We start from the raw sequence: 25,336 nt of genomic DNA on the forward strand, positions 1-25,336 counted from the left end.
AAGTTATGACGATTTTAAAATCGAGTGTTAATCCACACGATCCGCAATTTCTGCAAAATCACGATAACATGGCTGCCCTTGTAAACGACTTACGTGAAAAAGTGGCCGATATCCGCTTAGGCGGTGGCCCTGCTTTAATCGAACGCCATGTTGGCCGTGGTAAGTTATTTGTACGCGATCGTATCGAAACATTATTAGATGAAGGTTCGCCGTTCTTAGAGATTTCTCAATTTGCGGCGTTTGGTGTTTACGAGCAAGCGATTCCATGTGCAGGCGTTGTTGCGGGTATTGGTCGTGTTAAAGGCGTTGAATGTATGATTATCGCCAACGATGCCACTGTTAAAGGAGGGACATATTTCCCACTAACAGTGAAAAAGCATCTGCGCGCACAAGACATTGCAGAGCGTTGCCATTTACCATGTATTTATTTAGTTGATTCGGGCGGTGCAAACCTGCCTGAACAAGACGATGTATTCCCAGATAAACTGCATTTTGGTCGCATTTTCTATAATCAAGCACGTATGTCGGGTAAAGGCATTCCGCAAATTGCGGTGGTAATGGGCTTATGTACTGCTGGCGGCGCGTATGTGCCTGCAATGGCTGATGAAAGCATTATCGTAAAAGAACAAGGCACTATTTTCTTAGCGGGTCCACCGCTTGTAAAAGCCGCAACAGGTGAAGAAGTTAGCGCTGAAGAGCTAGGCGGTGCCGATGTGCACTGTAAAACATCGGGTGTGGCCGATCACTATGCTGAAAACGATGCACATGCACTGTCTATTGCACGTCAATGTATTGAGCGCATTAATTATCAGCGCCCTACTGCACCATTACTTGAAGACGTAAAACCTCCACGTTACGACATTAACGAGATTTACGGCATTGTTGGTACTGATCTTAAAAAGCCATTTGATGTACGTGAAGTCATTGCGCGAGTGGTTGATGACTCATCGTTTGATGAGTTTAAACGTTACTTTGGTGAAACCTTGGTAACAGGCTTTGCGAAAATTTTTGGTCACCCTGTTGGTATCGTTGCTAACAATGGCATTTTATTTAGTGAATCAGCTCAAAAAGGTGCGCACTTTATTCAGTTGTGCGCGCAGCGAAATATCCCTTTAGTCTTCTTACAAAATATCACCGGCTTTATGGTGGGTAAAAAGTACGAGGCAGAAGGTATCGCAAAACACGGTGCCAAAATGGTTACCGCTGTATCGTGTGCTGACGTACCCAAATTCACCGTGTTAATTGGTGGCTCTTATGGTGCGGGTAACTACGGTATGTGTGGCCGAGCGTTTGAACCAACAATGATGTGGATGTGGCCTAATGCCCGTATTTCGGTTATGGGTGGCGAGCAAGCAGCTGGCGTACTTGCTCAAGTAAAGCAAGACGGTTTAGCACGCAAAGGCGAAAGCATGACTGATGCGCAAATTAGCGAATTTAAAAAGCCAATTATCGAGCAGTACGAAAAACAAGGTCATCCTTATTATGCCAGTGCACGACTGTGGGATGATGGCATTATCGACCCTGCCGATACACGCAATGTGTTAGGTCTTGCTTTAAGTGCTGCTAAAAACGCCCCAGAGCGTGATTCTCAGTTTGGCGTATTTAGAATGTAATGGAGGCCGTATGTCAGTAACACTACAAATAACAAAATCAAATGTGGCTGTCCTCGTTTTAAACCGCCCAGAAAAACACAATGCATTTAATGAAGACGTGATTAGCGAACTCATTCAGTGCATTGAGCACGCCAATAGCTGTGATGTACGTGCTTTGGTATTAAAAACACAAGGTAAGCATTTTTCTGCAGGCGCTGATTTAAATTGGATGAAGTCGATGGCTGGCAATGACTTTGCAGAAAACTTCGCAGATTCAAAGCAACTCGCCAAATTAATGCATGTTCTTGCAACAAGCCCTCATCCAACGCTATGTGCCGTACAAGGGGCTGCATTTGGTGGTGCGTTAGGCTTAATAGCCTGTTGTGATATTGCTATTTGCCAAGACGATGCACAATTTTGTTTAAGCGAAGTGAAGTTAGGTTTAATTCCAGCTGTGATTAGCCCGTATGTGATCAAAGCGATTGGTGAGCGTGCTGCACGCCGTTACTTTTTAACCGCAGAAATCTTTGATGCACACACAGCGAAACAATTAGGTTTAATTCATCAAGTGACCGGTGACTTACAAACAGCATTAGACAAGCACTTGCAAAGCCTTGTTAATAATGGGCCTATTGCAGTGAAAGCAGCCAAACAGCTAATCAATGATGTTGCGGGTAAAGCCATTGATGAAACACTAATCGATTTAACAGCAGAGCGTATTGCGCGTATTCGTGTATCAGACGAAGGACAAGAAGGTCTTAGCGCATTTTTTGAAAAACGCAGCCCAAATTGGCAGAAATAGGATCCATTATGACAACAAAAACGTTGAAAAAAATTCTCGTTGCAAACCGTGGTGAAATTGCCTGCCGTGTTATGCGCACAGCAAAACAAATGGGCCTAACTACGGTTGCTGTATATTCAGATGCAGATAAACACGCGCAACATGTAAAGCTGGCCGATGAGGCTTATCACATTGGTCCTGCACCAAGTAAAGACTCATACCTAGTCGCAGATAAAATTATCGACGTTGCAAAACAAACCTCCGTTGATTGCATTCATCCCGGCTACGGTTTTTTATCTGAAAACAGTGAGTTTGCCCTAGCCTGTGAGCAAAACGACATTGCATTTATTGGTCCTCCAGCATCAAGTATTGAAGCAATGGGCTCTAAAACGCGTGCAAAAGAAATTATGCACGAAGCCAATGTCCCTTTAGTGCCGGGCTATTATGGCGATAACCAAGACACTGAATTTTTAAAAGCCGAAGCAGAAAAAATTGGCTACCCTGTCCTTATCAAAGCAGCCTTTGGCGGTGGCGGTAAAGGAATGCGTGTAGTAGAGCATGCAAAAGACTTTATCAGTGCGCTTGAAGGGGCAAAGCGTGAAGCTAAAGCAGGCTTTGGTAATGATTTAGTGCTTCTAGAGCGTTACGTTACTAAACCCCGTCATGTTGAAGTACAAGTATTTGCAGACAATCACGGCAACTGTGTTTATTTAGGCGATCGTGACTGTTCTTTACAACGTCGCCATCAAAAAGTAATTGAAGAAGCACCGGCACCGGGTTTATCTGATTCGCTACGAAAAGAAATGGGTGAAGCCGCTGTACGCTGTGCACAAGCAATTAACTATCGTGGTGCAGGTACTGTTGAGTTTTTACTGTGTGGCGATGAGTTCTTCTTCATGGAAATGAACACTCGTTTACAAGTAGAGCACCCGGTAACCGAAATGGTCACTGGCGTTGACTTAGTAAGCTGGCAAATTAATGTGGCTGCAGGTGGAAAACTGCCGCTGTCACAAGCGGATATTCAGCTGCAAGGTCATAGCTTTGAAGCACGTATTTATGCAGAAGACCCAAGCAATGACTTTATCCCGTGTTCTGGCCGTATTGATGCCCTATTCACCCCGACTGAATCAGAGTTTGTACGCATAGACACTGGCATTGCCGCTGGCGATGAAATTAGCCCGTTTTACGACCCAATGATTGCTAAGCTCATTGTTCACGATGACAACCGTGAGGCTGCGCTTGGTCGTTTATCAAAAGCACTGCAACAATTTCATTTAGCTGGGTTTAGTTGTAACGTTAACTTTTTACACAACCTTGCTAACCACCCTACGTTTCAAGCTGGTGCGCCTGATACACACTTTATTGAAGATCAAGGTGCGCAATTAGTCGCTAAAGACGAGCAACAACATACACTCGCGACAGTAATCGCTGCATTTGCATACATGAGCACACTAAAAGGCAGTAGTGCGAGTCCATGGCAGCAATTAACTGGCTTTATGCTAAACAGCGCTGCGCTAACAAACATCCCATTTACTGATGTTGCGGTGCAAGCTGAAAAGTGTGCCGATGGTTTTAAAATCAACCTCAACTCAGTTGACTATACAAGTTCAGGCACTGTTGAAAATGGCCTTGCTCGCTTAGTCATTAATGGTGAAAAAGTTGTCGCGCATGTTATCCAAACAGACACGCATATCACTGTAATGTATAACGCTCAGCAAACAGTGATTGAACTCATCGATAAACACTACATTAGTGAACATGAAAGTGATGCACTTCCTCTTGCGGCCCCATTAAACGGCACAGTCGTTAAACACCTTGTCGCTGTGGGTAGCGAAGTAGTTAAAGGCGATGCGGTTGTAATTATCGAAGCAATGAAAATGGAATACACGCTTAATGCTCCACATGATGGTGTATTAACCAGCTACTGTTTTGGTGAAGGTGAATTAGTTAGCCATGGCGATATGCTCGCCATAGTCGAGGAACAGGAGGCGGTATGACACAGTTCCCTGCGTGTGTACGTATTGTTGAAGTGGGTGCCCGTGATGGACTGCAAAATGAAGCAGCCGTCACCAGCCAAGATAAAATCGAACTAATTAACGCCTTAGCCAACGCGGGTCTTAACGATATTGAAGCGGGTGCATTTGTATCACCTAAATGGGTGCCGCAAATGGCTGACTCACGTGATGTGATCAACGCATTAAACTTACCTAATGTTAATTTAAGTGCGCTAACCCCTAACTTACGTGGTGCAGAAGCCGCTCATCAAGTGGGCATTAAAGAGTTTGCTATATTTACCGCAGCCAGCGAAGCATTTTGTCAAAAGAACATTAACTGCTCGATTGATGAAAGTATTGACCGCTTTAAAGAGGTCATGGACTTTGCGAAAGAAAATAATATTCGTGTTCGTGGCTATGTAAGTTGTGTAATGGGTTGCCCTTACCAAGGTGACGTTGACTACGCTGATGTATTAAAGGTGTCGCAGCGTTTATTAGACTTGGGTTGTTACGAGATTAGCCTTGGTGACACAATTGGTGTAGGAACAGCAAAAAAAGTGGACGAGTTATTAGATTTATTACTGCAACATATTGATAAGTCAAAACTCGCTGTACATTTTCACGACACCTACGGGCAAGCGCTCACAAATATTTACACCGCGCTAATGCGAGGTATTTCAACCGTTGACAGTGCCGTTGCAGGCCTTGGTGGCTGCCCTTATGCCAAAGGAGCGTCAGGAAATGTTGCCACTGAAGATGTAGTTTACTTACTGCAAGGGCTTGGCATAGAGCATGGAATTGATTTAGAAAGACTGGCGAAAGCTGGTTGGGCTATTTGTAGCGCATTAAATAAACAACCTGTCAGCAAGGTTTCACTTGCTCTAAAGAACACGCAGAATAATTAAGGAGTAGGCTCATGGCCGGTTTTGATAAAGTGGTTTCGAGTTACGAAGCTGCGATGGAAGGTTTAAAAGATGGCGATACCATTATCGCTGGTGGCTTTGGCTTGTGTGGTATTCCTGAAGGACTTATCGGCGAAATAAAGCGTAAACAAACAAAAAACTTAACGGTTGTATCTAACAACTGTGGTGTTGACGACTTTGGTTTAGGTATTTTGCTACACGACAAGCAAATTAAAAAAATCATCGCCTCTTATGTTGGTGAAAATGCCTTATTTGAACAACAGTTACTTAATGGCGAAATTGACGTAGTACTTACGCCACAAGGTACACTTGCTGAGAAAATGCGTGCTGGTGGTGCAGGTATTCCGGCATTTTACACTGCAACTGGTTACGGCACCCCTGTTGCACAAGGCAAAGAAGTTAAAGAATTTGATGGCCGCCCATACATTTTAGAAGAATCAATTACGGGTGAGTTTGCGATTGTTAAGGCATGGAAAGCCGATCGCTATGGCAACCTCGTGTTTCGTCACACAGCTATGAACTTTAATCCAATGGCTGCAACCGCAGGTAAGATTACCGTTGCTGAGGTTGAAGAAATCGTAGAGCCGGGTGAACTGGAGCCGAGCCAAATTCACACCCCAGGCATTTATGTTAATCGTGTGATCAAGGGTAACTTTGAAAAACGCATCGAACGTGTAACGACTCGCGATTAAGGAGCATTAAAATGGCATTATCACGTGAACAAGTAGCTATGCGCGTTGCACAAGAGCTACAAGACGGTTATTACGTTAATTTAGGGATTGGTATCCCTACCCTTGTCGCTAACTATGTACCCGATGGCATAGAAGTCATGCTGCAATCTGAAAATGGTCTGTTAGGAATGGGTGCGTACCCATCTAAAGACCAAGTTGATGCAGATATGATCAACGCGGGTAAAGAAACCGTGACAGCAGCAACAGGTGCAGCAATATTTAATAGTGCAGATAGTTTTGCCATGATACGGGGTGGTCATGTAGACTTAACAGTATTAGGTGCATTTGAAGTTGACCAGAACGGAAACATCGCATCGTGGATGATCCCAAAAAAGCTGATTAAAGGCATGGGTGGCGCGATGGACCTTGTTGCTGGCGCGAAGAATATTATTGTTACGATGACGCATGCAAGTAAGCATGGCGACTCTAAGTTATTAGAAAGTTGCACTTTACCGTTAACTGGGGTTAACTGTGTAAAGAAAATCGTAACTGATTTAGCCGTACTCGAAGTCAAAGACGGCGCTTTTCATCTACTAGAGCGCGCACCAGGCGTGTCAGTAGATGAAATCATAAGCAAAACGGCAGGAAAATTGCTTATTGAAGGTGATGTCCCTGAAATGGTTTTCTAACCACTGACATCCCAATGTACCGACCTCATTCCCAGTGCCAATGGCGCTGAGTTACCCAAAATCCCTCGCAAGAGGGATTTTTTTATCTTTTATATCCCCCTCACTGCACCAATTTGTCACACAATTAGTATAAAATGCCCTAAACTTGTGAGTAACACGTAAGGAGCACTTTACTTGTTACCAATAAATAAAAACTGCTACACTCGCCTTTTTTGCTTTTTGAGGCGAAAAACTAGATTAAACAAGCAATTAACGCTTAATTTTTAGGCGTTATCGCAAAAGTTAGCTATATTCACCCTTTAGTCTGTTGGTTTTTAAATATTGGGATAATAATTGCTTAGCTCTTAACTTCATAAAACGCGCTATTGAGAATTACTGAAATTAACTATGCAAACACCTATTCGTGGCCTACGCTCATTTTGTTTCGCTGCTCGCACACTGAGCTTTAAAGATGCAGCAAACCAACTTTATCTTACGCCGTCAGCCGTAAGCCATCAGATCAAGCAATTAGAAGAGCAATTGGGGATTGAGCTATTCGAACGTCAAACTCGCTCTATTCGTTTAACCGCTGCGGGTAAGAACTTTTATGATTCCGTCTCACCTCTGATTAAAGCTCTCGAAAAAACCATTAATGAATTTAGTCAGTTACAAGAAAATATCACTATAAGCATTACTCTGCCTGAGTTTTTTGCCAGTGAATTATTAATGCCAAAGTTGAGTGAGTGGACCGCCGATCATCCAAACACTAACTTACAGCTAAACACCTTAAAAACGCGCAAAGAACTGACCAAGCAAAGTGACTTATCAATTGTATTATCGTCATCTAAGCCACACGAAGGGGTTGTACACGAATTATTTTCGTTGTCGTATACACCGGCATGTAATAAAGAAAACTGGCAAGCATGGCACAAAAACCCTTTTCAAGCCCTTAATGAAGTGCCCCTAATACTGCATAAAGCACGTCCTTGGGCATGGCACCAATGGGCTGAACATGCAGGTATTGAAGACTTCGCACCAAAACAAATTATTCAGGTTGATAGTATGTTCGGGGTTGCGCGAGCTGCACAGCAAGGGATGGGAATTGCACTTATTCCTTTGCCTATTAGTCAAACCTGGTTTGAAGAGCAATGGCTATTTAATTTTACTGATATGCCATTAAAAACCAAAGATAAATACTATTTAGTCCAGCACGAACCGAGCGAAACTAACGCACAGCTAGAGTTATTTATAAAGTGGATGATTGATACGTTTAAGCATTTAAAATAATCACTTATCTGGATGCCTGTGTATAACACAGGCATCATTCACACGGGCTCTGTCGTGAGTAATTTCATCTTTCTAGCGATTCTAACCACCCTTTTATCTCAGCCATTAGTTGTGGCAACAGGCGCTCTAGTTTTTGAAGTGTGTCTTTGATTACGAGGTTTTGCTCGCGTGCTTTTAACTCAATTTCTTCACATAATTTTCTGAGCTTATCGGCACTCAGCTCACCACACATCCCTTTTAAAGCATGCGCAGTTTGATGTACTTCTGCATGATTTTGCACTGCAAACTGCTCTTTTAAATCAGTGAGTTTTTTCGGCGCGTTGATCATAAATATTTGGCATATTCTTTTTAGTAAAGCCTCTTTATTAAGTAACCGTACAAGCGCTTCTTGACGATTCCATAATGACTGCGCTTCATCTACTGTGCTAACGTGTTCTTCTGTTTGCTGTTCATGATCAGATAAAATCCATTTCACAACTTTTGATAGCACATCATCTGCTTTAATTGGTTTGCTAAGATAATCATTCATACCGACTGATAAACATTTTTCTTTTTCGCCCATCATCGCACTCGCAGTCATGGCAATCACAGGCACATTAATAAAAGCGCCACCAGCCTCACCTGAACGTATTTTTTCAGACACTTGATAGCCATTTAAAGTTGGCATCTGACAATCGAGTAGTACACAGTTTACAGGCACTCCGCTTGCTTCGCTCTGCAATAAATGTTCAATGGCTTCTTGGCCATTGTTGGCCGTGAGTATTTCAATGGGTAGCTCGTCAAGTGCCCCTTTCGCTACTTCTAAGTTAATTTTATTGTCATCGACAATAAGTACCTTACTGCCTTTAATTTGTGATAAACGTTCATTTGAAATTGCGAACTCACCATCACTGTTGTCATGTAATAACGTGTGGGTTTCGTTATCACGCAGCTCAACCCCTGCAACGCGTAATAGGGCTGTTTGTGTAAGGGGTTTACTTATTTTACTCACTTTGCCCGCTTTGCTTTTTGGTATTGAAGTATCAGACTGATGCAATAAGACAACGTGAGTGCTGCTATGTGTTTCATGCAGGTGATCTAAGCTCGTATTATTATTGATTTCTTCGTCGTCTATTATGGCAAAATCAATGTTCTCATCATCGTGTAGGTCTAATTCACTAAGCGATGAAACGCTTACGTGCCCGCCATATAAAACAACCAATTTTTCAATTATTTCTATAATATGTGCATTTTGACTACACACTAAAACATGTTTAGAAGAAAAACATGCCTGCTCTTGCTTTAAGTTTCTTTCACTCGCGCGTGCCTTAATATAAAAGCTAAATGTACTGCCTTGATTTAAAGTTGAATCTAAGTAAATTTCTCCACCCATTGCATGACATAACTGCTTACAGATCGATATCCCTAATCCCGTCCCCCCAAATTTCTCGGTAATTGCACTACTCGCTTGTTGGAATGCACCAAACAGTCGTTTTTGCGAAAGAGGATCAATGCCAATTCCTGTATCTTGTACACTAACCCTTAATTTATATTCATTATTAGCAACATGCTCCGAACTCACTTTAATTTTAATAAACCCTTTTTCAGTAAACTTAATGGCATTACTAATCAGGTTATTAATAATTTGAGTTAGTCTAAGGGGGTCTACTTCTAGCTTATCGCATGAAAGTTCTGTGGTGTCTAAGTACACATCAACCCCTTTATCGAAGGCTCTGACAGCACACGAGCTCACCAAACTTTCAATCAGTAGCAGCGGGTTTATCAACTGAATATTTAAGTCGAGTTTTCCTGCCTCTATTTTCGACAAATCAAGAATATCGTTAATTAATAAGTTTAAGCTTGATGCGCTCAACTCCATCATATCAACAAGCTTGCGTGACTTATCTGTTAGCGCTTCTCGTTTCAAAATATTTAGCGTGCCAATGACACCATTTAATGATGTTCGCAGTTCATGGCTCACATTCGAAATAAATGCACTTTTAACCTCGCTGTGTTTAATTGCTTCGTCTTTTGCTTCTGCAAGTGCGTGTGTACGTTTACGCACTTTGGCTTCAAGCTCAGAGTTAAGACGTTTAACTTTAATTTCAGCCTGTTTTTCTTTACTAATGTCTCTAATTATTAAAGCCAAACCACTTAGGTTACTGTGCTCAGAAAAAACAGGACTCACTGAAATAGCGTAATGCGCGATATATTCACCTTGCACAAATGAACACTCGTCCTTTATTTGAGCTCTAGAACTCTGTATTTTTTTTACATATTCATCGATTGGTAAATTAGATAGAAATTCAATTTCCTTACTTGATTTCCCTACTGCCGCTTTACTTGAAATGAGCAATAATCGCTCTGCAGTATGGTTTAAACTGGTCAGATACCCTTTTAAGTTAAGGGCAATAATTGCATCGATAGAACCATCGACAATTGCTGATGCTTCTTGTCTGGTTTCTGCGAGTAATTGGCTTCTAATCGCATTACGATAAAATGTAATTAAAAGAATTGATGTGAAAACAATCACTGCAAATAACAGACTGTAGGTGATCAAGCGTTTTTCATTGATCAAATTATCCACATATTCTTTAGGTGCAAGTAGGTTAAAATTAACAAAACCATATTTATTACCTGATCTGGTATACAACTTTTCTGAACGTACATAGAACTGTTCTTCTGTATTCGCTTTTGACTTTATTAAATAGATACCGTTGTACTTTATGTTTTCGGTGTAAACAGCCTGCCAATTTACACTGGGATTTAAATCTCTAGAAAATTGATAGCTTTCAAGTGGATGAATAATAAAATCTCCATCAGAGCCACTAATAATAAGTTGTGAGGTATCAAACACTGTTTCTTTAAGGTTATTAAGTAATGTACTGGCATTAACATTCATAATTAAAAAAGCAAAACGCTTACCGTTCTCACTGTATATTGGTATCGAAAACCGAATCATCGGTTTAAAAGGAAATTCAATTTCACCAAACTCACGATTTAAAGACAGTGGTGACATATACACTTGCTTTGGTTCAAGCAACGTACTAGGCAAGAAATAAGGCTCGCCACTTTTAGATTGTAATGAATAATCCGCAGAGGCTTCTACAGATGCGCCAACACGCTGAACACGAATAAGTTCGTTACCTTCAGCAGTCACTGCAATAACACGCACCTGTTCAACGGCGAGGTTATTTTCCATATAACCAATAAAAATAGTTTCTAATCGCTCTTTCCATTGCTGATAACTAGTGCCATCGTATGGGTCTATTCCATTGTTAAAATGGGCTCTTGGTAAGCCTGAAATTGGCGGGGTTGAATACAAAAACCGTAAATCTGATTTATATTCTGACAGTGTCGTTGTTACAATTTCTTTTAGCCTTTGATTCGTTTCGACGAACTCTTGGTCTATCGAGTCTAAAACATCTTCTTTTACTTGCCCTTCAAAAAAGCTAACGGCGATTGCTATAAAAACAACAAATACTATCGACACTAAAGCAAAGTATGGGTTCAATGAGGCTGCTTTTTTATTTTCTTTTAGTAAAATATTCACTCAGCTCCCCTTACCGTTCATCAGCTGCTTTTGTGCACCATTTCAACAAAATAGCTTTAACGCACTCATAATTAATTGGTTTTGCAATAAAGTCATTCATCCCGGCATCAATACAGCGTTGTTTGTCGGCACTTAATACATTGGCAGTTAAAGCAATGATGGGAGTGTTTTTATAGGAAGGCATCTCTCTGATCCTTAATGTCGCTTGCGGCCCATCTAAGACAGGCATTTGCATATCCATAAGAATGAGATCAAACGCCCGTGTTTCACACTGAAGAATAGCTTGCTCGCCATTATCGGCAATATTGATAGAGCTGATATTAAACTCACTCAACATCGCTTCAATAACGATTTGATTGATTTCGTTATCTTCGACAATCAGCACATTCAGCCAAGAGAAATCAATTGCTTGCTCATGGGGTTCTTGCATGTGCTGTTGTTCACTATAAACAGACTCATTCGTTCGGATAACATTGAGATCAAAATGAAAGTCTGAGCCAACACCATACTCACTTTCAACGTGCAATGAAGTCCCCATTAATTTTAATAGCTTACTAGAAATGGCTAAACCGAGTCCTGTACCACCAAACCGTCGTGTAATTGAGGCATCTGCTTGTGAAAAGGCCTCAAACAAGCTATTAAGCTGTTCCTTCGCTATGCCAATTCCGGTATCTGAAACGTGGAATGTAATGCTAAATTCATCATTCGATAGCTGATGAATACTCACATTTAACGATACACTGCCTCTTTCTGTAAATTTAATTGCATTGCCAATTAAATTAATAAGCACTTGTTTAAGGCGTGTTTCATCTCCCAAAAATATAAAATTGGGGTCCTCAGGCAACACTGAAATAAACAGTTCGACTTGTTTATTATTAGCTTGCGCTTTAAATAAATGTGTTAGCTCATCGAGTAATAAGTTTAATGCTATTGGCTGTTCTTCCAGTTCAATTTTTGAGGCTTCGATTTTACTTAAATCTAAAATATCATTGATAATTACTAATAAGCTCGCACCTGAAGAGTGTATGATGGCCAACATTTTTTCTTGTTCTGCATTTAATGGTGTACGACTCAATTGACGTGCCATACCCAAAATACCGTTCATAGGCGTTCGTATTTCGTGGCTCATATTCGCCAAAAATTCTGACTTAACTTTAGTGGTATGTTCGGCGGTTTGTTTGGCATCTGATAAATCTTTACTTAAAATTCTGAAGCTATCTGCCGCTTTTGCAAGTACACCTATTTCATCTTTTCTATGTAAGTCATAAATTGGTGCTGATAAATCGCCATTAAGAAAGTGTTTAAAGCTCACCGTAAGGCGTTTAATAGACTTGGAGATCTGCAAATGGAAAAAAGCAGACAAGGCAATAATGTAAATTAACACTCCCCACGCGAGTAGCTTTAAAATACGTTCTGTTTTAGAAACTGTTTTTTCTGCTTCTTCCTTGATACGGCTTAACCTTGTTAATGATTGCTCTCTTAGTTCATTTGCTAAAGTACTAAATTCAATTGCGTCACCGGCCATTACAACATTGACTAAACTTAAATAATTGCGATTTGCTTGAATACTCCTCGCAAATGCCTGACTATAAGTATCTGCCATTTTTGAAAGTTGGTTAATTTCAGAGCGGTATTCACTTTTTTGAATATGCACAGAGGCATTTAATTTCGTCGAAATCATTCGTAAAGCATCGTTAACTGACGCTCTTTTTGCATAATCTTTTTTGGTTAAAAACAAATACGCATCTCGATGCAACGAATGCCACAGATTGAGATACTCAGAAATAAATAACTTTTCTTCAACAGTGGTTACTTTTCGCATTAAGTTATCAAGGTGTGTCGTTGCATCAGCGTAAATTCGGGGTAATTCTTTTTCTGTCAATGTTGCTCTTATTTCGTAGCGCTTGGTCAAGACCTGTAAATTCTCGCCGTACCTCTTTACTAGTTCAGACATGGCGTTGAGGTAAATTTGACTCTCATTCTCTTCATTTTTAAGCTCAACATCGCTTAGACGTGTTTTGATACTTTGAAAATTTTCGACGATTTTTTCAAACACAGCACTGCTTCCACTCCCGCCATACACAGAGATATCGCGTTGCATTTCGACTATGTCTTTATTGATCCTAAGAATACTTACAGCGTAATTACTGATTCGGCTTATATCGTTAAAAGCAACCTCTATTGTATTTAGACGTTTATTCATAACGTAGTAACTGGCGCTCATAGCAAGTAAAATTAGCATCAACGCTAATAACATTTTTGCAGCAACAGAGCGTGAGAAAATATTCGACAAGGCAGTTCCTTAAGAATTAAGCAGTTCAAACCACTTATCTAAACTGTAATCATAATTTGGCATGACGGTATTCCAAACCGCGATATTAGAAAAGCGCTTAATGTAGCTGCCTCCATCCCTTACTTGCCCAGCTTGAACAGAGATTTTTCCATCAGTGCCTGTTAAGTCTGTCACCGCTTCTTTACCTTGATACCAGTAATTCCACTCTGGTATAGACATAAGAGGCTGACTTCGTTCTGGGTTAGAAATGTAATAGCCCTGACGCGCTATAAATGCACCGGGATAGCCTGACAACCACCAGTTCATGTAATCGTACGCTGCATCTTTTACATGCCCTTGCGTATTGGCCGATAAACACATAACCCCATGCCAAGCACGATAACCTTCTTTGGGTGAAGCATACACAACAGGGATACCTTGTCCTCTGCATGCACTTACTCCCGGTGAAAACATACTTTGAATAGTCACACGGTTAGTTTTCATAAAATCAATCGACTGTGGAACCGATGTCCAAAATCCAGCGAAGTGACCCTGCCTTTTTTTCTCGAGCAAAATTTTAAACAGCTGATCAATTTCTGTAATACTCATATTTCCTAAGTCATTAAAACTCATCAGCCCTTGGGCCTGAACAGCAAGTGCGGCGTCAAAAATACCTATGGTGGGCGCATTAACTAAGCCTACTTTCCCTTTATTTTTCTCGTCGAGCAACCATGCCCACGATTCGGTTTCATAGGGAATACCTTGCTCAATAAATTGCGTGTTATAGCCAAAGGAATCAACATTGTGAACATACGGCATATAACTGATTTTTTTGCTAGGCGTCGTACCGAGGCGACCATCAGGCTGAACATACAAAAGCTTATTGGGTGAATCCCCCGCCCCTATTTTTGCTTCAGGTATTACACGCCCGGTTTTAGTTAGTGGGTTAATTTCGTTCCAATAAATAAGCCTATCAATATCTAATGGTTGGATAGCCCCAGCCTGCCACAAAATATTAATTGAATCAGACCACTGTTCGTACAAATCAAAAGAACTTGGATCCGCTGCCGCCTTTTGTAAAACAGCAGCACTGCCCATTGGAGTAAATTCGATATTAATGCCAAGCTCACGCATTGCTCGTTGACGTAACTCTTCTTGCAAAGTGACATGTGTGCCCATCACTCTCAAAGTGACAGTGTTTTTTGCAAAAACATACGGTGCTTTAAATGCCAGTGTTGAAGCAGCGACTCCCACACCCATTTTTTTTAGAAAACATCGACGGTCTTTTAAGTTAGCCATACATATTCACCTAGTAAATAAGCAACTATGAGTATAGATGAAATTTTTAACGTTAAAATCTCATTATTTCATCAATCAATTGCATGTAATTTAAAGCAATTTCTACCCGCATTTTTTGCTTCATATAATGCTTCGTCAGCTAATGAAACAAGTTCATCAAACTGTTTCATCTCTTGGTGAGAATACACAACTCCCCCAATACTGACTGACACCCTATTTAAAGAAGATTCTTCGTGACGAATATTTTCGCTCGCTAGTTCATGATTAATTCGCTCGCAGACTTGCTTTACTCCATCAAAATCTGTGTAAGGCAAGAGCACAAGGAACTCTTCTCCTCCATATCGTACAACCGTATCTTGCGGGCGTTTAACTGAACGATTTAATACCTCAGCAATCTTTTTAATACATACGTCGCCTTGTGGATGGCCATAATGGTCGTTATAACGCTTGAAATGATCGATATCTAACATCAGTAGGCTAAAAGCTCTTTTGTCACGTATAGCTTGCTTAAAAACATTAGAGACTTCTAAGTCTAGGTAATGGCGATTAAACAAACCTGTTAGAGAGTCTTTGTATGTCAATTCAACCAGCTTTTCGAGGCGAAGTTTATTCTCAATATGATTCTTCGTGCGGTGTATTAATGTTGAAGCAGTGATGGGTTTTCCAATGAAATCTGTTGCTCCGGCTTCCCAGCATGCATTTTGTGAATCGGTATCGTAGGTCGATGTAATAAAGACAATAGGTACATTTTCAAAGGCAAGATCGTCTTTTATTTGCCTACATACATTTAACCCATTGATATCAGGCAAATTCACATCTAACAAAATTAAATCAGCAGTGTTTTCTTTACAGTATTCTAAGACACTATTTCCAGCGCTAAATGGTAAAACAGTAAAGTGCTCTTCTAATATTGTTTCAAGTGTAAGTCTGATCATTTCATCATCATCAACTACGAGTATTTTACATTCTGACAATAGTTTTAGAGTTAAAGGCATATAAATTCTTCATCTTTATTATTGTTTAGTTTCGCTTTGCAGCAGCTCTTTAAGGCATAATCGCTTACTAACTTACCTTGTAACTTTTGAAAACATACTATTCATGAGAAGGTCACTTTAGTATGTTATTAATTCTGCAACTAACTGTTAGTTCAATAAGTTTTAACAGTAATTATAGTCAAAGCCCTATTTAATGCTTAACTATTTTTCATTATTTGTAGTATAAAAGAATGATGGCTATTTATTGCATGCGCCATGTACTTAAGCATAAGGTCATTACAATGAATGGATAGCTAATCCTGTCATGAAGTGGGTTTATCATATCGTTTTTGTTTTTTACGTTGTTCGTGCTTTGCTTTAGCCACATTTTCAAATACAGGGGGGGGAATAGGAAATAGCGAAAGAAGTGGGAATATGGCCATAAATAAATATGCCCCTTTTGGCATCTTTTTAGCCCAGAGTACCAGCTTAAAGAGCAGATTAAACAATGTATTTAAACAATACAGTTCCGCCACACAGTGTACTAATAACAACCCGTGCTATAGTTATTAAATCCATTTACCTTTCCATTAAACCTTTAAAAGATAAATGGGGACAATGCTACTTTTTTAAACGTATTTAATGTGTTAATCATAAAAACGAAGAATATAATTTTTTTGATACTGCCCTCTCCTGATACAGCTTAAGCCTTGCAGCAACACTATTCTTAGCATGAGAGCCTCACTTTTTAAGCCTTTTATTCGACTAAAGTCTATAGGTTAAATTTATTCACCTATTGGGTGTTTTTTTATCGTTTGTTCGATTTTCCTCTCTCAACTAAAGTTGAATTGTCGGTAATAAATGCTGGCTCTAACAGAGGAAAAAATTATGTTTAGTACACTTATGAAACGCGTTGCACTTAGCTCTTTATTAACTTGCTCAGCGATGGCAGTGGCTGATCAGGGTGACTACAAATTAATGGTGATTGACCAATCTACAACACTTGCAGAACAAAGCAATCAATACGAATTAGCATTTAATCAGTGCGCATTGAGCGTTAAAGAAAAAGACTTTGCGGCAGCCGAAGCACTCTGCTCTAAAGCAATTAACTTGCTAACGACAAGTAAAGTCCCTGGTCATAAACGTCGTGAATTAACATCATTTGCTTTAAGTAATCGTGGCGTTGCACGTATTATGTCTGAAAACGAGACAGCCGCATTATCTGATTTCTATGAAGCCGTGCAGATTTCAAGTAACGATTTGGTAGAGCACAACTTAACTCGAGCCAAACAGAACTTAGCATTATAAGTTCTCACAGAATTGTGTTGTCTCAAGACCCAGCTTAGGCTGGGTTTTGTCGTTTATGTACTGATCATTTTATGCTTCTTTCAAATTCGAGTAGCAATCTAGAAATTAAGCTAACGAAGCTTACCTTAAGCTTCAGACAATGCTTGTTTGTAACTTAAATCAAAATGTTTGAGCAACTGATTCAGGTAGTTCAGATTTATCTGGTTAGGTTTAAAGCTTTGTCCCTTTTCAATATTTGCTATGTGTTGTTTTAGCTTTTCTTTATCTTTATTCCAAAAAGCAATGTTTCCTAACACAAAGTCATTCCAATACATTTTTGAACCACTTAGCTCTTCATCGGGGTCCAATACTTTTTTTGCGTGAAAAACAGCTTGTTGATAATCACCAGCTAGCCCTTCCATTTGAGCTAAATGCCACGTTAACGAGCTTTCTTTTGAATTATTGTGAGAGATAAAACGTTTTATCAGAATTGCGGCTTCAGCATGGCAACCTGATTTTTCTAACAATCTAAACCCAGCATCGTATGTCTGATCAAATTGTTGGTATGTGAGGTTCAAATCGTCTTTTAACCTTTCTTCAAGCGCTACTTTACAATCAGCAAAAGCAAGATTTGATGTAAATAATAACCCGATAGATAAAATTCCTGTTTTCATAATTCTGTCCTTAATTATACTAGTGCCTTATAAGATAACACTGCAATCAAACACTAAGTTCACCACAAACTAAAAGTAGTTGGTTCCATGTAACCTTTAAATTGTTGTTATTTCTCTAGCTCATGGTAAACATTTGGATTCCAAATTTGCATGAACATCTCTGGATTCTTAATTGGTTGAAAACCATATTGCGCGTACAAACCATGCGCATCTCTTGTTGCCAATACCATACGCCTTAAGCCTTGAAGCTCTGGGTGAGAGACTATGCTCTCAACAAGCCACTTGCTCAAACCTTTGCCTCGATGACTCTCTACTATGAATACATCAGCAAGATAGGCAAATGTTGCTTTGTCTGTTATAAGGCGGGCAAAACCTATTTGATAATCATGGCTATCATAGACACCAAAACAAAATGAGTTTGAAATGGCTGTTTCTAGCGTCTGCCTTGGTATTCCGGACGCCCAATAGCTTTTTGAAATAAAACCGTAAATTACTTCAAAATCGAGGTAATTTTTATCCGTGCTGATTTTATATCCTTGCACCAGTATTCCTTTGTGATGTTAACACCTGTTATTTAAGAGGATTAGTTTTAACAAAGTTACTAAATGATTGCTACATATATAATTAAAACGCATTTTTAACATGATATAGCCTACTGACACGAACACTACCACAACGTAAAACCATTACATTGTTATTAAATTTAACAATAATAGATTTGCAGGTTGTTTATAAGGGGCTTTAATACGCCCCTATTTTTAATGAATTTTTACAAACGCTTTATGAGTTGATCTACTTTTGCCACAACAGGCCATGCTGAAGATTGAAAATTCCCCAAAACAACTAGAATATAGCCTTTTTCTTGATAGATATTTAACCTTGCTGTCATGCCTAAATGGGACCCATTATGACCAACAGTTGTATTCCCTGCTGAACTTCTCACAGAGAAACCATATCCCCAGTTTGGTGCATTTAGCTCAGGTTTTGCTGATAAGGCTTTATTAGAGAGTTCACGGCTTACTAGTTGAGCATTTTGCATTGCCATGGCGAATTTGTGTAAATCGCCTACAGTTGAATAACCTCCGCCTGCAGGTCCCCCTTTTACCGATTGAAACATCAAATTTTCAGTTACTTGACCAGTTTCGACAGAAAACCAATAATTACGGGCAGTATTTTTGACAGGCACATCTAAGTCATAACTTCCGCTTTGTTGCATGTTAGCTTTTTTATATACATTTTCGTTTATGTAATCATAGTAATTTTCACCAGTTACATTCTCAATCACCTGACCAAGTAAAACCATACCCGTATTGCTGTAACGCCATTCAGTTCCGGGTTCAAATGTAGCATCAATTGAACTGTATAAATGTTGGATACCTTTAAGAGACCGCACCTTATTTTGTATCTCGTCATACCCAGAAATATTACCAATCCCTGATGTATGGCTTAATAAGTGTCGAATCTTAATTTTGCTAAAATCACCTTTCCCTAAAATGCTTTTATCAATAAATTTAGTGAGTGGATCATCAAGCGATACTTTGCCAGCTTCTATTAGCTGTAAGATAGCGACGCTAGTAAACATTTTGTTCATTGAGCCAATTTGAAACTTAGTTTCTAAGTTATTTTTCACATCATAGCGACGTGAAGCAAAGCCATATGCAGCGCTGAACAAAATGTCATTATTTTTAGCAAGTAATACCGTGCCAGAGAAACTACCTCTTTGCGCCAGTTTATCAGTATAGATTTTGATCTCTTCAATAAATTGTGACTCAGTTAAAGAGCCTTTTGAACCTTGGTTTTGTGGAGTTTCTTCGATAGACCACCCTGTTATTGCTTGTAATTGGTCATCATTAAAAAATAACACTACTTGATGCTGCATATCTGTATTCTTTGAATAAACTTTACTGATATGACGGATGCGATTAGTTGACGTATCAAGTTCTGTAGAAATAACACTCAACTCTCCATGAAAAAGCGCTACATTCATCGAATACCCAACATAACGGTCTTTACCTTTACCCTCCCAGCGTGCAAGAGAATTTGGCGAGAAGTTCTTTACTACAAATTTTTCGATCTCATCTAAATTTTTAGTGTTTAAAACCGTAATAAATTGACTTGCCAATTTGTTATAGTCTACCTCTTTCATTGCGTGTGCTTTATGGCTAATAAAACACATAAAAAATATGAGCATTAGTAAATATCGCTTCACTTTACATTCCTTTTATTGTTTATTGAATAATATGGCGCTTGGCCTTTCGATACTTTTACTTTTACGCATAACAAAAAGCGATGAAGTAGTGATTAAGAAAAGCTTAAGAAAACATTAAGCTGAAAATAACTAATAATAACAAATGGATAACTATCAACTTGAGTGAAAGTAAATTATCAAAACAATTTTTTCTTAATGACTCTTTAGTTAATTTTGAGACTGGCGAAATTCAAACAGATGGTAAAGTTGTTGTTTTAGAGCCTAAGGTGATGGCACTTCTTGAAGTATTTTCGCAAAAACCACATCAAGTGTTATCAGCCGAAATGCTTTTTGCTAATGTTTGGCCACAAGCTATTTACAGCCCTAATTCAGTTCGCAGAAATATTGCTTTGTTAAGACAAGCGTTATCCGATGAAGAAAAGCACATTATAAAAACACACCCAAAACGGGGCTATAGTCTCGAGGCTGAAATACGTTTTTCTGATGAAAAAACGAGCACTCCATTAACAAAAATACATCAGATAAAAAATACAAAACTAGCACTCTTAATTATCCCTGCTTTGTTTATCATTATCTTCCTTTTCAATTTCCTTAACGAAGATAAACACATTTCTTTAGAAGATCTTAAGCCTATTACTGCAAGCAATGAAAAAGAGCGTTACCTACAAGTTAGTCCTGATGGGCGTTTCATGGCTTACATACAAAATACCAATCGTCCTAATAAGCGAAGGCTTTTAATCAAAGATTTACTATTAAATTCATATAAAGAATTAAGTACAGACTTAAAAGCGTTCACCTACCTTGCATGGGATACAGATGCAAATACGCTTGTATATTCGTTTCAAGATGAAGGGAGTATTTCATTCAATCGACTGCAATTAGATACAGAAGCGAACGTGATCAGCGAAGAAAAACTCTTTTCTCGTACAGATATAACTTGGAACAGCTTGTTTTTTATAGATGAACAAGAAAACCTTTTCTATTTAGCAAATCAAAACAGTTCCGAACACAGCCGTAATGTAAGCCTATATCGACATAACTTGATTACTGGCCATTCTTACGAAATTCTTCAACCAAGTGATGATTTCAAGCCCTACAAGCTCGCTTTATCACCTAACCAGAAACAATTAGCGATAATTGGCTTCAATGAAGATGCAATCTCGGAGGTAAAACTATTAAATTTATCGAGTTTTAACCTTGAATCAGTCGGTGAAATTGATCATAACTGGCACTTTATGACTTGGTTTAACGATGGTGAGTCTTTGTTATTGAGTAATGGCAGTGAGTTAAAACAACTTGAATTAAACGGCCAATTAACGACTCTTTATTTTAAAAGCTATAACTTTTTGATTTATCCACAAATCGTTAAGGACAAACTGTATTTTATTGAGGCTAAGTCTGATCAAGATATTTTGATTAGCGCTTTAGATTCACTCTCTACTCCTATAAAAATCGTAAACTCTAATACCATTGATAAAGAAGCTGCACTTTCACCTGATGAAAAACTCATCGCCTACATGTCAATGAAAAATGGACTTCCACAACTTTTTATTAAACATATTGAGACTGAAGAAGAACAATTATTGTTCGTTAACACTGAGCAAGAATATGCTTTATCAAAACCAATATGGGACCCCTCTGGAACACGTATCGCAAGCAGTATAAATAACAAACCATTTCTTATTAAGCTAGAGGAAGACCAGTTCGCAATCGAATGGTTAAATGGAATCATTGGGTATCCAATCGGGTGGTATAGACAGTCAGATGCTATTTTGTTTGTTGATAAGAACACTCACAATGATGAAATAGTTAAATTTGATTTAGTTACTGACGAAATAGTGTCATTAAAAACGCAATTGAAAGATAAAGATATTTTTTTAAATCATAACGACGAATTACTTAGTTTTTCAAGTGGCCAAGTAATGACTGCTTCTGGTACCAATCTAATTGATAATACGCATTTTATTTCAAGCATTTACCCAATTAAAAATGGCTTCTATCTTCAATACAAAGAAAACGACTCTAGGACAATGAATTTTTACGATTATGAACTTGGTGTTCAAAATTTAAGTATTGATTTTGAAAAGTTTTGTGCGGATTTATGTAGTCAAATAACTGCTATAAGCGGTAATACTATCTTACTCAAAGAACAAACTGATACAGCAGATATTTTAGTTTTGCATATTACATTAAATAAATAGCTTCAATCATAACTAGCTGATCTAGAGTATGTGTTTTCAACCAAACTGATCACATCAGTACATAAATAGCATTCACATAACAAAGCTTATTGTGTTTGAAAGTAATTTTCAGACACTCTCCTCTCTAATTTTCACTACTAAATCGCTGAGAATTGAGTAATTACTCTATAGATTAAATTTCTTCATCTATCAGGTTTAATTTAATCGTTTGTTTAGCTTTGGGGAATATTTTAAAGTTCACTCGTTGGCAAGAAACACCAACTTAACCAAAGGAAATCTATCATGTTTAAAACACTTGTAACCACTATTGCACTTAGCTCTTTATTAACTTGCTCAGCGATGGCAGTAGCCAACCAAGCTGATTATAAACTGATGGTTATCGAGCAAGCTCACTCTTCAAACGACGTAAACAGCACATACGAAAATGCTTTCAACCGTTGTGCATTGAGCGTAAAAGAAAAGAATTTTTCAGAAGCTGAAAGCCTGTGTACCGAGGCAATTTCACTTCTTAGTACAAGTAAAGTACCTGGATACAAACGTCGCGAATTAACTTCGTTTGCATTAAGTAATCGTGGTGTTGCACGCATCATGTCAGAAAACGATACTGCAGCTCTTTCTGATTTTTATGAAGCAGTTCAAATTTCTAAAAACGAACTTGTAAATCATAACTTAACTCGCGCAAAGCAAAACTTAGCGTTGTAAAGTTACCCCACCAAATTGTTGTCGAAAGCCCGGTTCTTGTGTGTTCTGACCGGGCTTTTTTTCGCGCCTGATTTACATGATAAACCAATAAGCAAACTGTAACCCCCTATTGGCCTATACTAAATTTCTCTTTCAGTTCTTGAATTTCTTCACTATACGTAGCTAAAAATTGGTTAAACTGAGTAATAATCTCTGGATGATTAATCGTCGATACATGAAAGTCTTGTACATCTACACCGAGCAATTCATGGAAGTAGACATCGGTCGTTACATTTAACTTTTTCCGTAATTTATAGTTAAGAACATCCCGCGAGATATAAATACAATTTATTCGGTTCAATAAAAGCAAAGAAATAAGCTCCGTTGTATCCGCAGTTTCGATAACGGCAATTCCCTCTTTTTCAAAATATGCTTTAAAACGTTGTGAGGTGAAACCACGCACTTTACCAAATCTGGTGCAATCAGATAATTGTGTATCAGGATTAAGACTCGCAATACCGGTTACAGTTGTAAGAACAGGCTTTGAATAGACTATTTGCTTGGTTTTTGTGTAGATATCTTTAAAACTTTTTTGCCATTGCGGGTTATCTGGGTATTTAAAATCAAGGTAACTTTGCGTAATAAAATCTTTATAAAGGCGGTTTAGAGGCGTTGGGTAAAACACTATATTATAGTCGTATTTACGACCGAATAATTTTAATAACTGTGCGCTGTATCCAGTGAACCGTGAGTTATTGTTATCGCTCCCTTCGTAATAAGGTAGATATTCAATGTTCTCTACGCCTACTACATACGAGGCTCTTTCTGCGCATAATAACTGCAACGAAAATAAGCTTACTACAACAGCACTCAAACCACTTATTAGATTTATTTTCACATTTCAAACGTCACTTTTTGGGCATACATACAAGCTTAGGCTAAAAAATGACTTTGAACTAATAGCGTATCGACATTTTACTCTGCTGGAACAAATTCAAGCACCGTAGCATTAATACAATACCTATCTTTACCTTGTGGGCCTTCACCTGGGAATAAATGGCCTAAGTGGATCCCTGAACTTTTCGATTTTAATTCAATACGCTGCATTCCATAACTGTTATCTTCGTGCATGGTGACGCTGCCTTTAACGGCTTGGGTAAACGATAACCAACCTGTACCAGAATTAAAGCGGTCTCGGGTATCAAATAATGGGGCACCACTGAGTTTATCTATAAAAACCCCCTCTGGCGTATTTTTAAAAATATCATATTGCTTACAATATGGACTGTCGGTACGAGCATGAAATGCAACCCTAAACGCCTCACTGTCACCCAACTTAAACGCACCGAGCGCTTTGTAAAATTCATCTTTACTTACATACCCTTGACGGCCATACACCTCTTCACCATTTTCTATAAACAGTAAAGTTGGCGTTGCCCAAGTTGGGGTCTTAATTGTCAGCCCATCGAGCTCATCGGCATAACGAAAGGTCATGGGAATAGTACCTTGGTAGTTATTGGCAACTTCTTTTTTGAACTTTTCACAGTATGGGCAATACCCTTTCGCATCAATAACCACAATCTGTTTATTTGTCAGTAATGCACTATTATCAACGTTGGGTTTGTTGGTTGAATCAAATACCACGCCTGTTGAATGATCAGGACAATACCCATTCGGGTTTTTCTTTAAATAATCTTGATGATAATTTTCTGCTGCGTAAAATTTCTTGAGCGGCTTAATTTTTGTGACAATTGTTCCGTAGCCTGCGGCCGTTAACTTTACTTGGTACGTCTGTTTTAATTCAATGGCTGTTTGTTGCTGCTGTTCGTTGCTGGTAAGAATTGTAGAACGATACTGTGTACCAACATCATTACCTTGGCGATTAAGCTGCGTAGGATCGTGATTCTCAAAATAGTGCTTAAGGAGGCTTTCAGTGGTTATTTCATTGCTGTTATAAGTGACTTTTACCACTTCAGCATAGTTATTGTCGTCGAAACGACGTGACTGACGGGTAATATTTTTATCCGTTGCTTTAAATCCCTCACCATCTGCATAGCCTGATACAGCATCAATTACCCCATCCAGTGCTTCGTAGCGTTTTTCAGCCCCCCAAAAGCAGCCAGAGCCAAGTACAATAGTTTCAATATGCTGCGTGGCGTTTTGCATGGTGTCTTGTGAATACACTTTACTTGCAGTCATCATGGCACTACTGGTCAGTAATATCAGTAACATTGACTTAATTGTCATACTAATTTCCTCATTAAAGCCTGTATATTTAAAAGACCGGCGAG

Annotated in this window: 19 protein-coding genes; 10 read left to right on the plus strand and 9 right to left on the minus strand. The window is 38.9% G+C overall.

Annotated features, from left to right (window positions below):
* The first annotated feature begins 5 nt into the window (after positions 1 to 5).
* From BM378_RS00320 to BM378_RS00350, 7 genes are all read left to right on the plus strand, one after another.
* A complete protein-coding gene (locus BM378_RS00320) occupies positions 6 to 1,613 on the plus strand; it encodes a carboxyl transferase domain-containing protein (RefSeq protein WP_036968463.1) in 1,608 nt (535 codons plus the stop codon).
* Positions 1,614 to 1,623: 10 nt separating this feature from the next.
* A complete protein-coding gene (locus tag BM378_RS00325; protein ID WP_036968466.1) occupies positions 1,624 to 2,394 on the plus strand; it encodes an enoyl-CoA hydratase/isomerase family protein in 771 nt (256 codons plus the stop codon).
* Between the two features lie 8 nt (positions 2,395 to 2,402).
* Complete coding sequence (locus BM378_RS00330; protein ID WP_074988228.1) at positions 2,403 to 4,370, plus strand: acetyl/propionyl/methylcrotonyl-CoA carboxylase subunit alpha; 1,968 nt, start codon at positions 2,403 to 2,405, stop codon at positions 4,368 to 4,370.
* Complete coding sequence (locus BM378_RS00335; RefSeq protein ID WP_036968472.1) at positions 4,367 to 5,272, plus strand: hydroxymethylglutaryl-CoA lyase; 906 nt, start codon at positions 4,367 to 4,369, stop codon at positions 5,270 to 5,272. Before BM378_RS00330 ends, BM378_RS00335 begins: the two co-directional genes overlap by 4 nt.
* An 11-nt stretch (positions 5,273 to 5,283) precedes the next feature.
* The gene (locus tag BM378_RS00340; RefSeq protein ID WP_036968475.1) at positions 5,284 to 5,982 is read left to right on the plus strand and encodes a CoA transferase subunit A; all 699 of its coding nucleotides are present in this window, start codon (positions 5,284 to 5,286) and stop codon (positions 5,980 to 5,982) included.
* A gap of 11 nt (positions 5,983 to 5,993) precedes the next feature.
* A complete protein-coding gene (locus BM378_RS00345) occupies positions 5,994 to 6,650 on the plus strand; it encodes a 3-oxoacid CoA-transferase subunit B (RefSeq protein WP_065979908.1) in 657 nt (218 codons plus the stop codon).
* Between the two features lie 387 nt (positions 6,651 to 7,037).
* Positions 7,038 to 7,916: a LysR family transcriptional regulator gene (locus BM378_RS00350; RefSeq protein ID WP_074988229.1), complete on the plus strand. Its 879-nt coding sequence runs from the start codon at positions 7,038 to 7,040 to the stop codon at positions 7,914 to 7,916.
* Between the two features lie 64 nt (positions 7,917 to 7,980).
* Here the strand turns inward: BM378_RS00350 and BM378_RS00355 are convergent, their stop codons facing one another.
* From BM378_RS00355 to BM378_RS00370, 4 genes are all read right to left on the minus strand, one after another.
* A complete protein-coding gene (locus BM378_RS00355; RefSeq protein ID WP_074988230.1) occupies positions 7,981 to 11,448 on the minus strand; it encodes an ATP-binding protein in 3,468 nt (1,155 codons plus the stop codon).
* Between the two features lie 10 nt (positions 11,449 to 11,458).
* Positions 11,459 to 13,741 carry an ATP-binding protein gene (locus tag BM378_RS00360; protein ID WP_083422845.1) on the minus strand — a complete coding sequence of 761 codons (2,283 nt, stop codon included), beginning with the start codon at positions 13,739 to 13,741 and terminating at the stop codon, positions 11,459 to 11,461.
* Positions 13,742 to 13,750: 9 nt separating this feature from the next.
* On the minus strand, positions 13,751 to 15,019 hold the full coding sequence (locus BM378_RS00365) for an ABC transporter substrate-binding protein (RefSeq protein ID WP_036968490.1): 1,269 nt from the start codon (positions 15,017 to 15,019) through the stop codon (positions 13,751 to 13,753).
* Positions 15,020 to 15,090: 71 nt separating this feature from the next.
* Complete coding sequence (locus tag BM378_RS00370; protein ID WP_065979906.1) at positions 15,091 to 16,014, minus strand: GGDEF domain-containing response regulator; 924 nt, start codon at positions 16,012 to 16,014, stop codon at positions 15,091 to 15,093.
* An 867-nt stretch (positions 16,015 to 16,881) separates the two neighbouring features.
* On the opposite strand from BM378_RS00370, the gene BM378_RS00380 reads away from it, so the two are divergent.
* The gene (locus tag BM378_RS00380; protein WP_036968496.1) at positions 16,882 to 17,301 is read left to right on the plus strand and encodes a tetratricopeptide repeat protein; all 420 of its coding nucleotides are present in this window, start codon (positions 16,882 to 16,884) and stop codon (positions 17,299 to 17,301) included.
* 125 nt (positions 17,302 to 17,426) lie between these two features.
* On the opposite strand, the gene BM378_RS00385 is transcribed toward BM378_RS00380, so the two are convergent.
* The 3 genes from BM378_RS00385 to BM378_RS00395 all read right to left on the minus strand — a co-directional run bounded on the left by BM378_RS00385 (position 17,427) and on the right by BM378_RS00395 (position 20,100).
* A complete protein-coding gene (locus BM378_RS00385; protein WP_036968499.1) occupies positions 17,427 to 17,954 on the minus strand; it encodes a hypothetical protein in 528 nt (175 codons plus the stop codon).
* A 107-nt stretch (positions 17,955 to 18,061) separates the two neighbouring features.
* Positions 18,062 to 18,496, minus strand: a complete 435-nt coding sequence (locus BM378_RS00390) for a GNAT family N-acetyltransferase (protein WP_036968502.1) — start codon at positions 18,494 to 18,496, stop codon at positions 18,062 to 18,064.
* A gap of 227 nt (positions 18,497 to 18,723) precedes the next feature.
* Entirely contained in the window at positions 18,724 to 20,100 is a 1,377-nt protein-coding gene (locus BM378_RS00395; protein WP_227006819.1) for a serine hydrolase domain-containing protein, read from the minus strand.
* 221 nt (positions 20,101 to 20,321) lie between these two features.
* Here BM378_RS00395 and BM378_RS00400 point away from each other — a divergent pair, with 221 nt between their 5' ends.
* Together BM378_RS00400 and BM378_RS00405 are read left to right on the plus strand one after the other, a co-directional pair.
* Positions 20,322 to 22,364 (plus strand): winged helix-turn-helix domain-containing protein, encoded by a 2,043-nt coding sequence (locus BM378_RS00400; RefSeq protein WP_074988233.1) that lies wholly within the window; start codon positions 20,322 to 20,324, stop codon positions 22,362 to 22,364.
* A 282-nt stretch (positions 22,365 to 22,646) separates the two neighbouring features.
* On the plus strand, positions 22,647 to 23,066 hold the full coding sequence (locus BM378_RS00405; protein ID WP_036968511.1) for a hypothetical protein: 420 nt from the start codon (positions 22,647 to 22,649) through the stop codon (positions 23,064 to 23,066).
* A gap of 106 nt (positions 23,067 to 23,172) precedes the next feature.
* On the opposite strand, the gene BM378_RS00410 is transcribed toward BM378_RS00405, so the two are convergent.
* A complete protein-coding gene (locus BM378_RS00410; protein WP_074988234.1) occupies positions 23,173 to 23,943 on the minus strand; it encodes a substrate-binding periplasmic protein in 771 nt (256 codons plus the stop codon).
* Between the two features lie 77 nt (positions 23,944 to 24,020).
* The gene (msrA, locus tag BM378_RS00415; protein ID WP_074988367.1) at positions 24,021 to 25,247 is read right to left on the minus strand and encodes a peptide-methionine (S)-S-oxide reductase MsrA; all 1,227 of its coding nucleotides are present in this window, start codon (positions 25,245 to 25,247) and stop codon (positions 24,021 to 24,023) included.
* Between the last annotated feature and the right edge of the window lie 89 nt (positions 25,248 to 25,336).

It is taken from the genome of Pseudoalteromonas lipolytica (assembly GCF_900116435.1).
GTDB classification, from domain to species: domain Bacteria; phylum Pseudomonadota; class Gammaproteobacteria; order Enterobacterales; family Alteromonadaceae; genus Pseudoalteromonas; species Pseudoalteromonas lipolytica.

Coding starts and splice junctions, on each gene's coding strand:
- BM378_RS00405 (WP_036968511.1), top strand. CDS start 22,647: ATGTTTAAAACACTTGTAACCACTATTGCACTTAGCTCTTTATTAACT.
- BM378_RS00380 (WP_036968496.1), top strand. CDS start 16,882: ATGTTTAGTACACTTATGAAACGCGTTGCACTTAGCTCTTTATTAACT.
- BM378_RS00395 (WP_227006819.1), bottom strand. CDS start 20,100: ATGAAAGAGGTAGACTATAACAAATTGGCAAGTCAATTTATTACGGTT.
- msrA (WP_074988367.1), bottom strand. CDS start 25,247: ATGATGACTGCAAGTAAAGTGTATTCACAAGACACCATGCAAAACGCC.
- BM378_RS00345 (WP_065979908.1), top strand. CDS start 5,994: ATGGCATTATCACGTGAACAAGTAGCTATGCGCGTTGCACAAGAGCTA.
- BM378_RS00330 (WP_074988228.1), top strand. CDS start 2,403: ATGACAACAAAAACGTTGAAAAAAATTCTCGTTGCAAACCGTGGTGAA.
- BM378_RS00325 (WP_036968466.1), top strand. CDS start 1,624: ATGTCAGTAACACTACAAATAACAAAATCAAATGTGGCTGTCCTCGTT.
- BM378_RS00340 (WP_036968475.1), top strand. CDS start 5,284: ATGGCCGGTTTTGATAAAGTGGTTTCGAGTTACGAAGCTGCGATGGAA.
- BM378_RS00365 (WP_036968490.1), bottom strand. CDS start 15,019: ATGGCTAACTTAAAAGACCGTCGATGTTTTCTAAAAAAAATGGGTGTG.
- BM378_RS00370 (WP_065979906.1), bottom strand. CDS start 16,014: ATGCCTTTAACTCTAAAACTATTGTCAGAATGTAAAATACTCGTAGTT.
- BM378_RS00320 (WP_036968463.1), top strand. CDS start 6: ATGACGATTTTAAAATCGAGTGTTAATCCACACGATCCGCAATTTCTG.
- BM378_RS00350 (WP_074988229.1), top strand. CDS start 7,038: ATGCAAACACCTATTCGTGGCCTACGCTCATTTTGTTTCGCTGCTCGC.
- BM378_RS00335 (WP_036968472.1), top strand. CDS start 4,367: ATGACACAGTTCCCTGCGTGTGTACGTATTGTTGAAGTGGGTGCCCGT.
- BM378_RS00385 (WP_036968499.1), bottom strand. CDS start 17,954: ATGAAAACAGGAATTTTATCTATCGGGTTATTATTTACATCAAATCTT.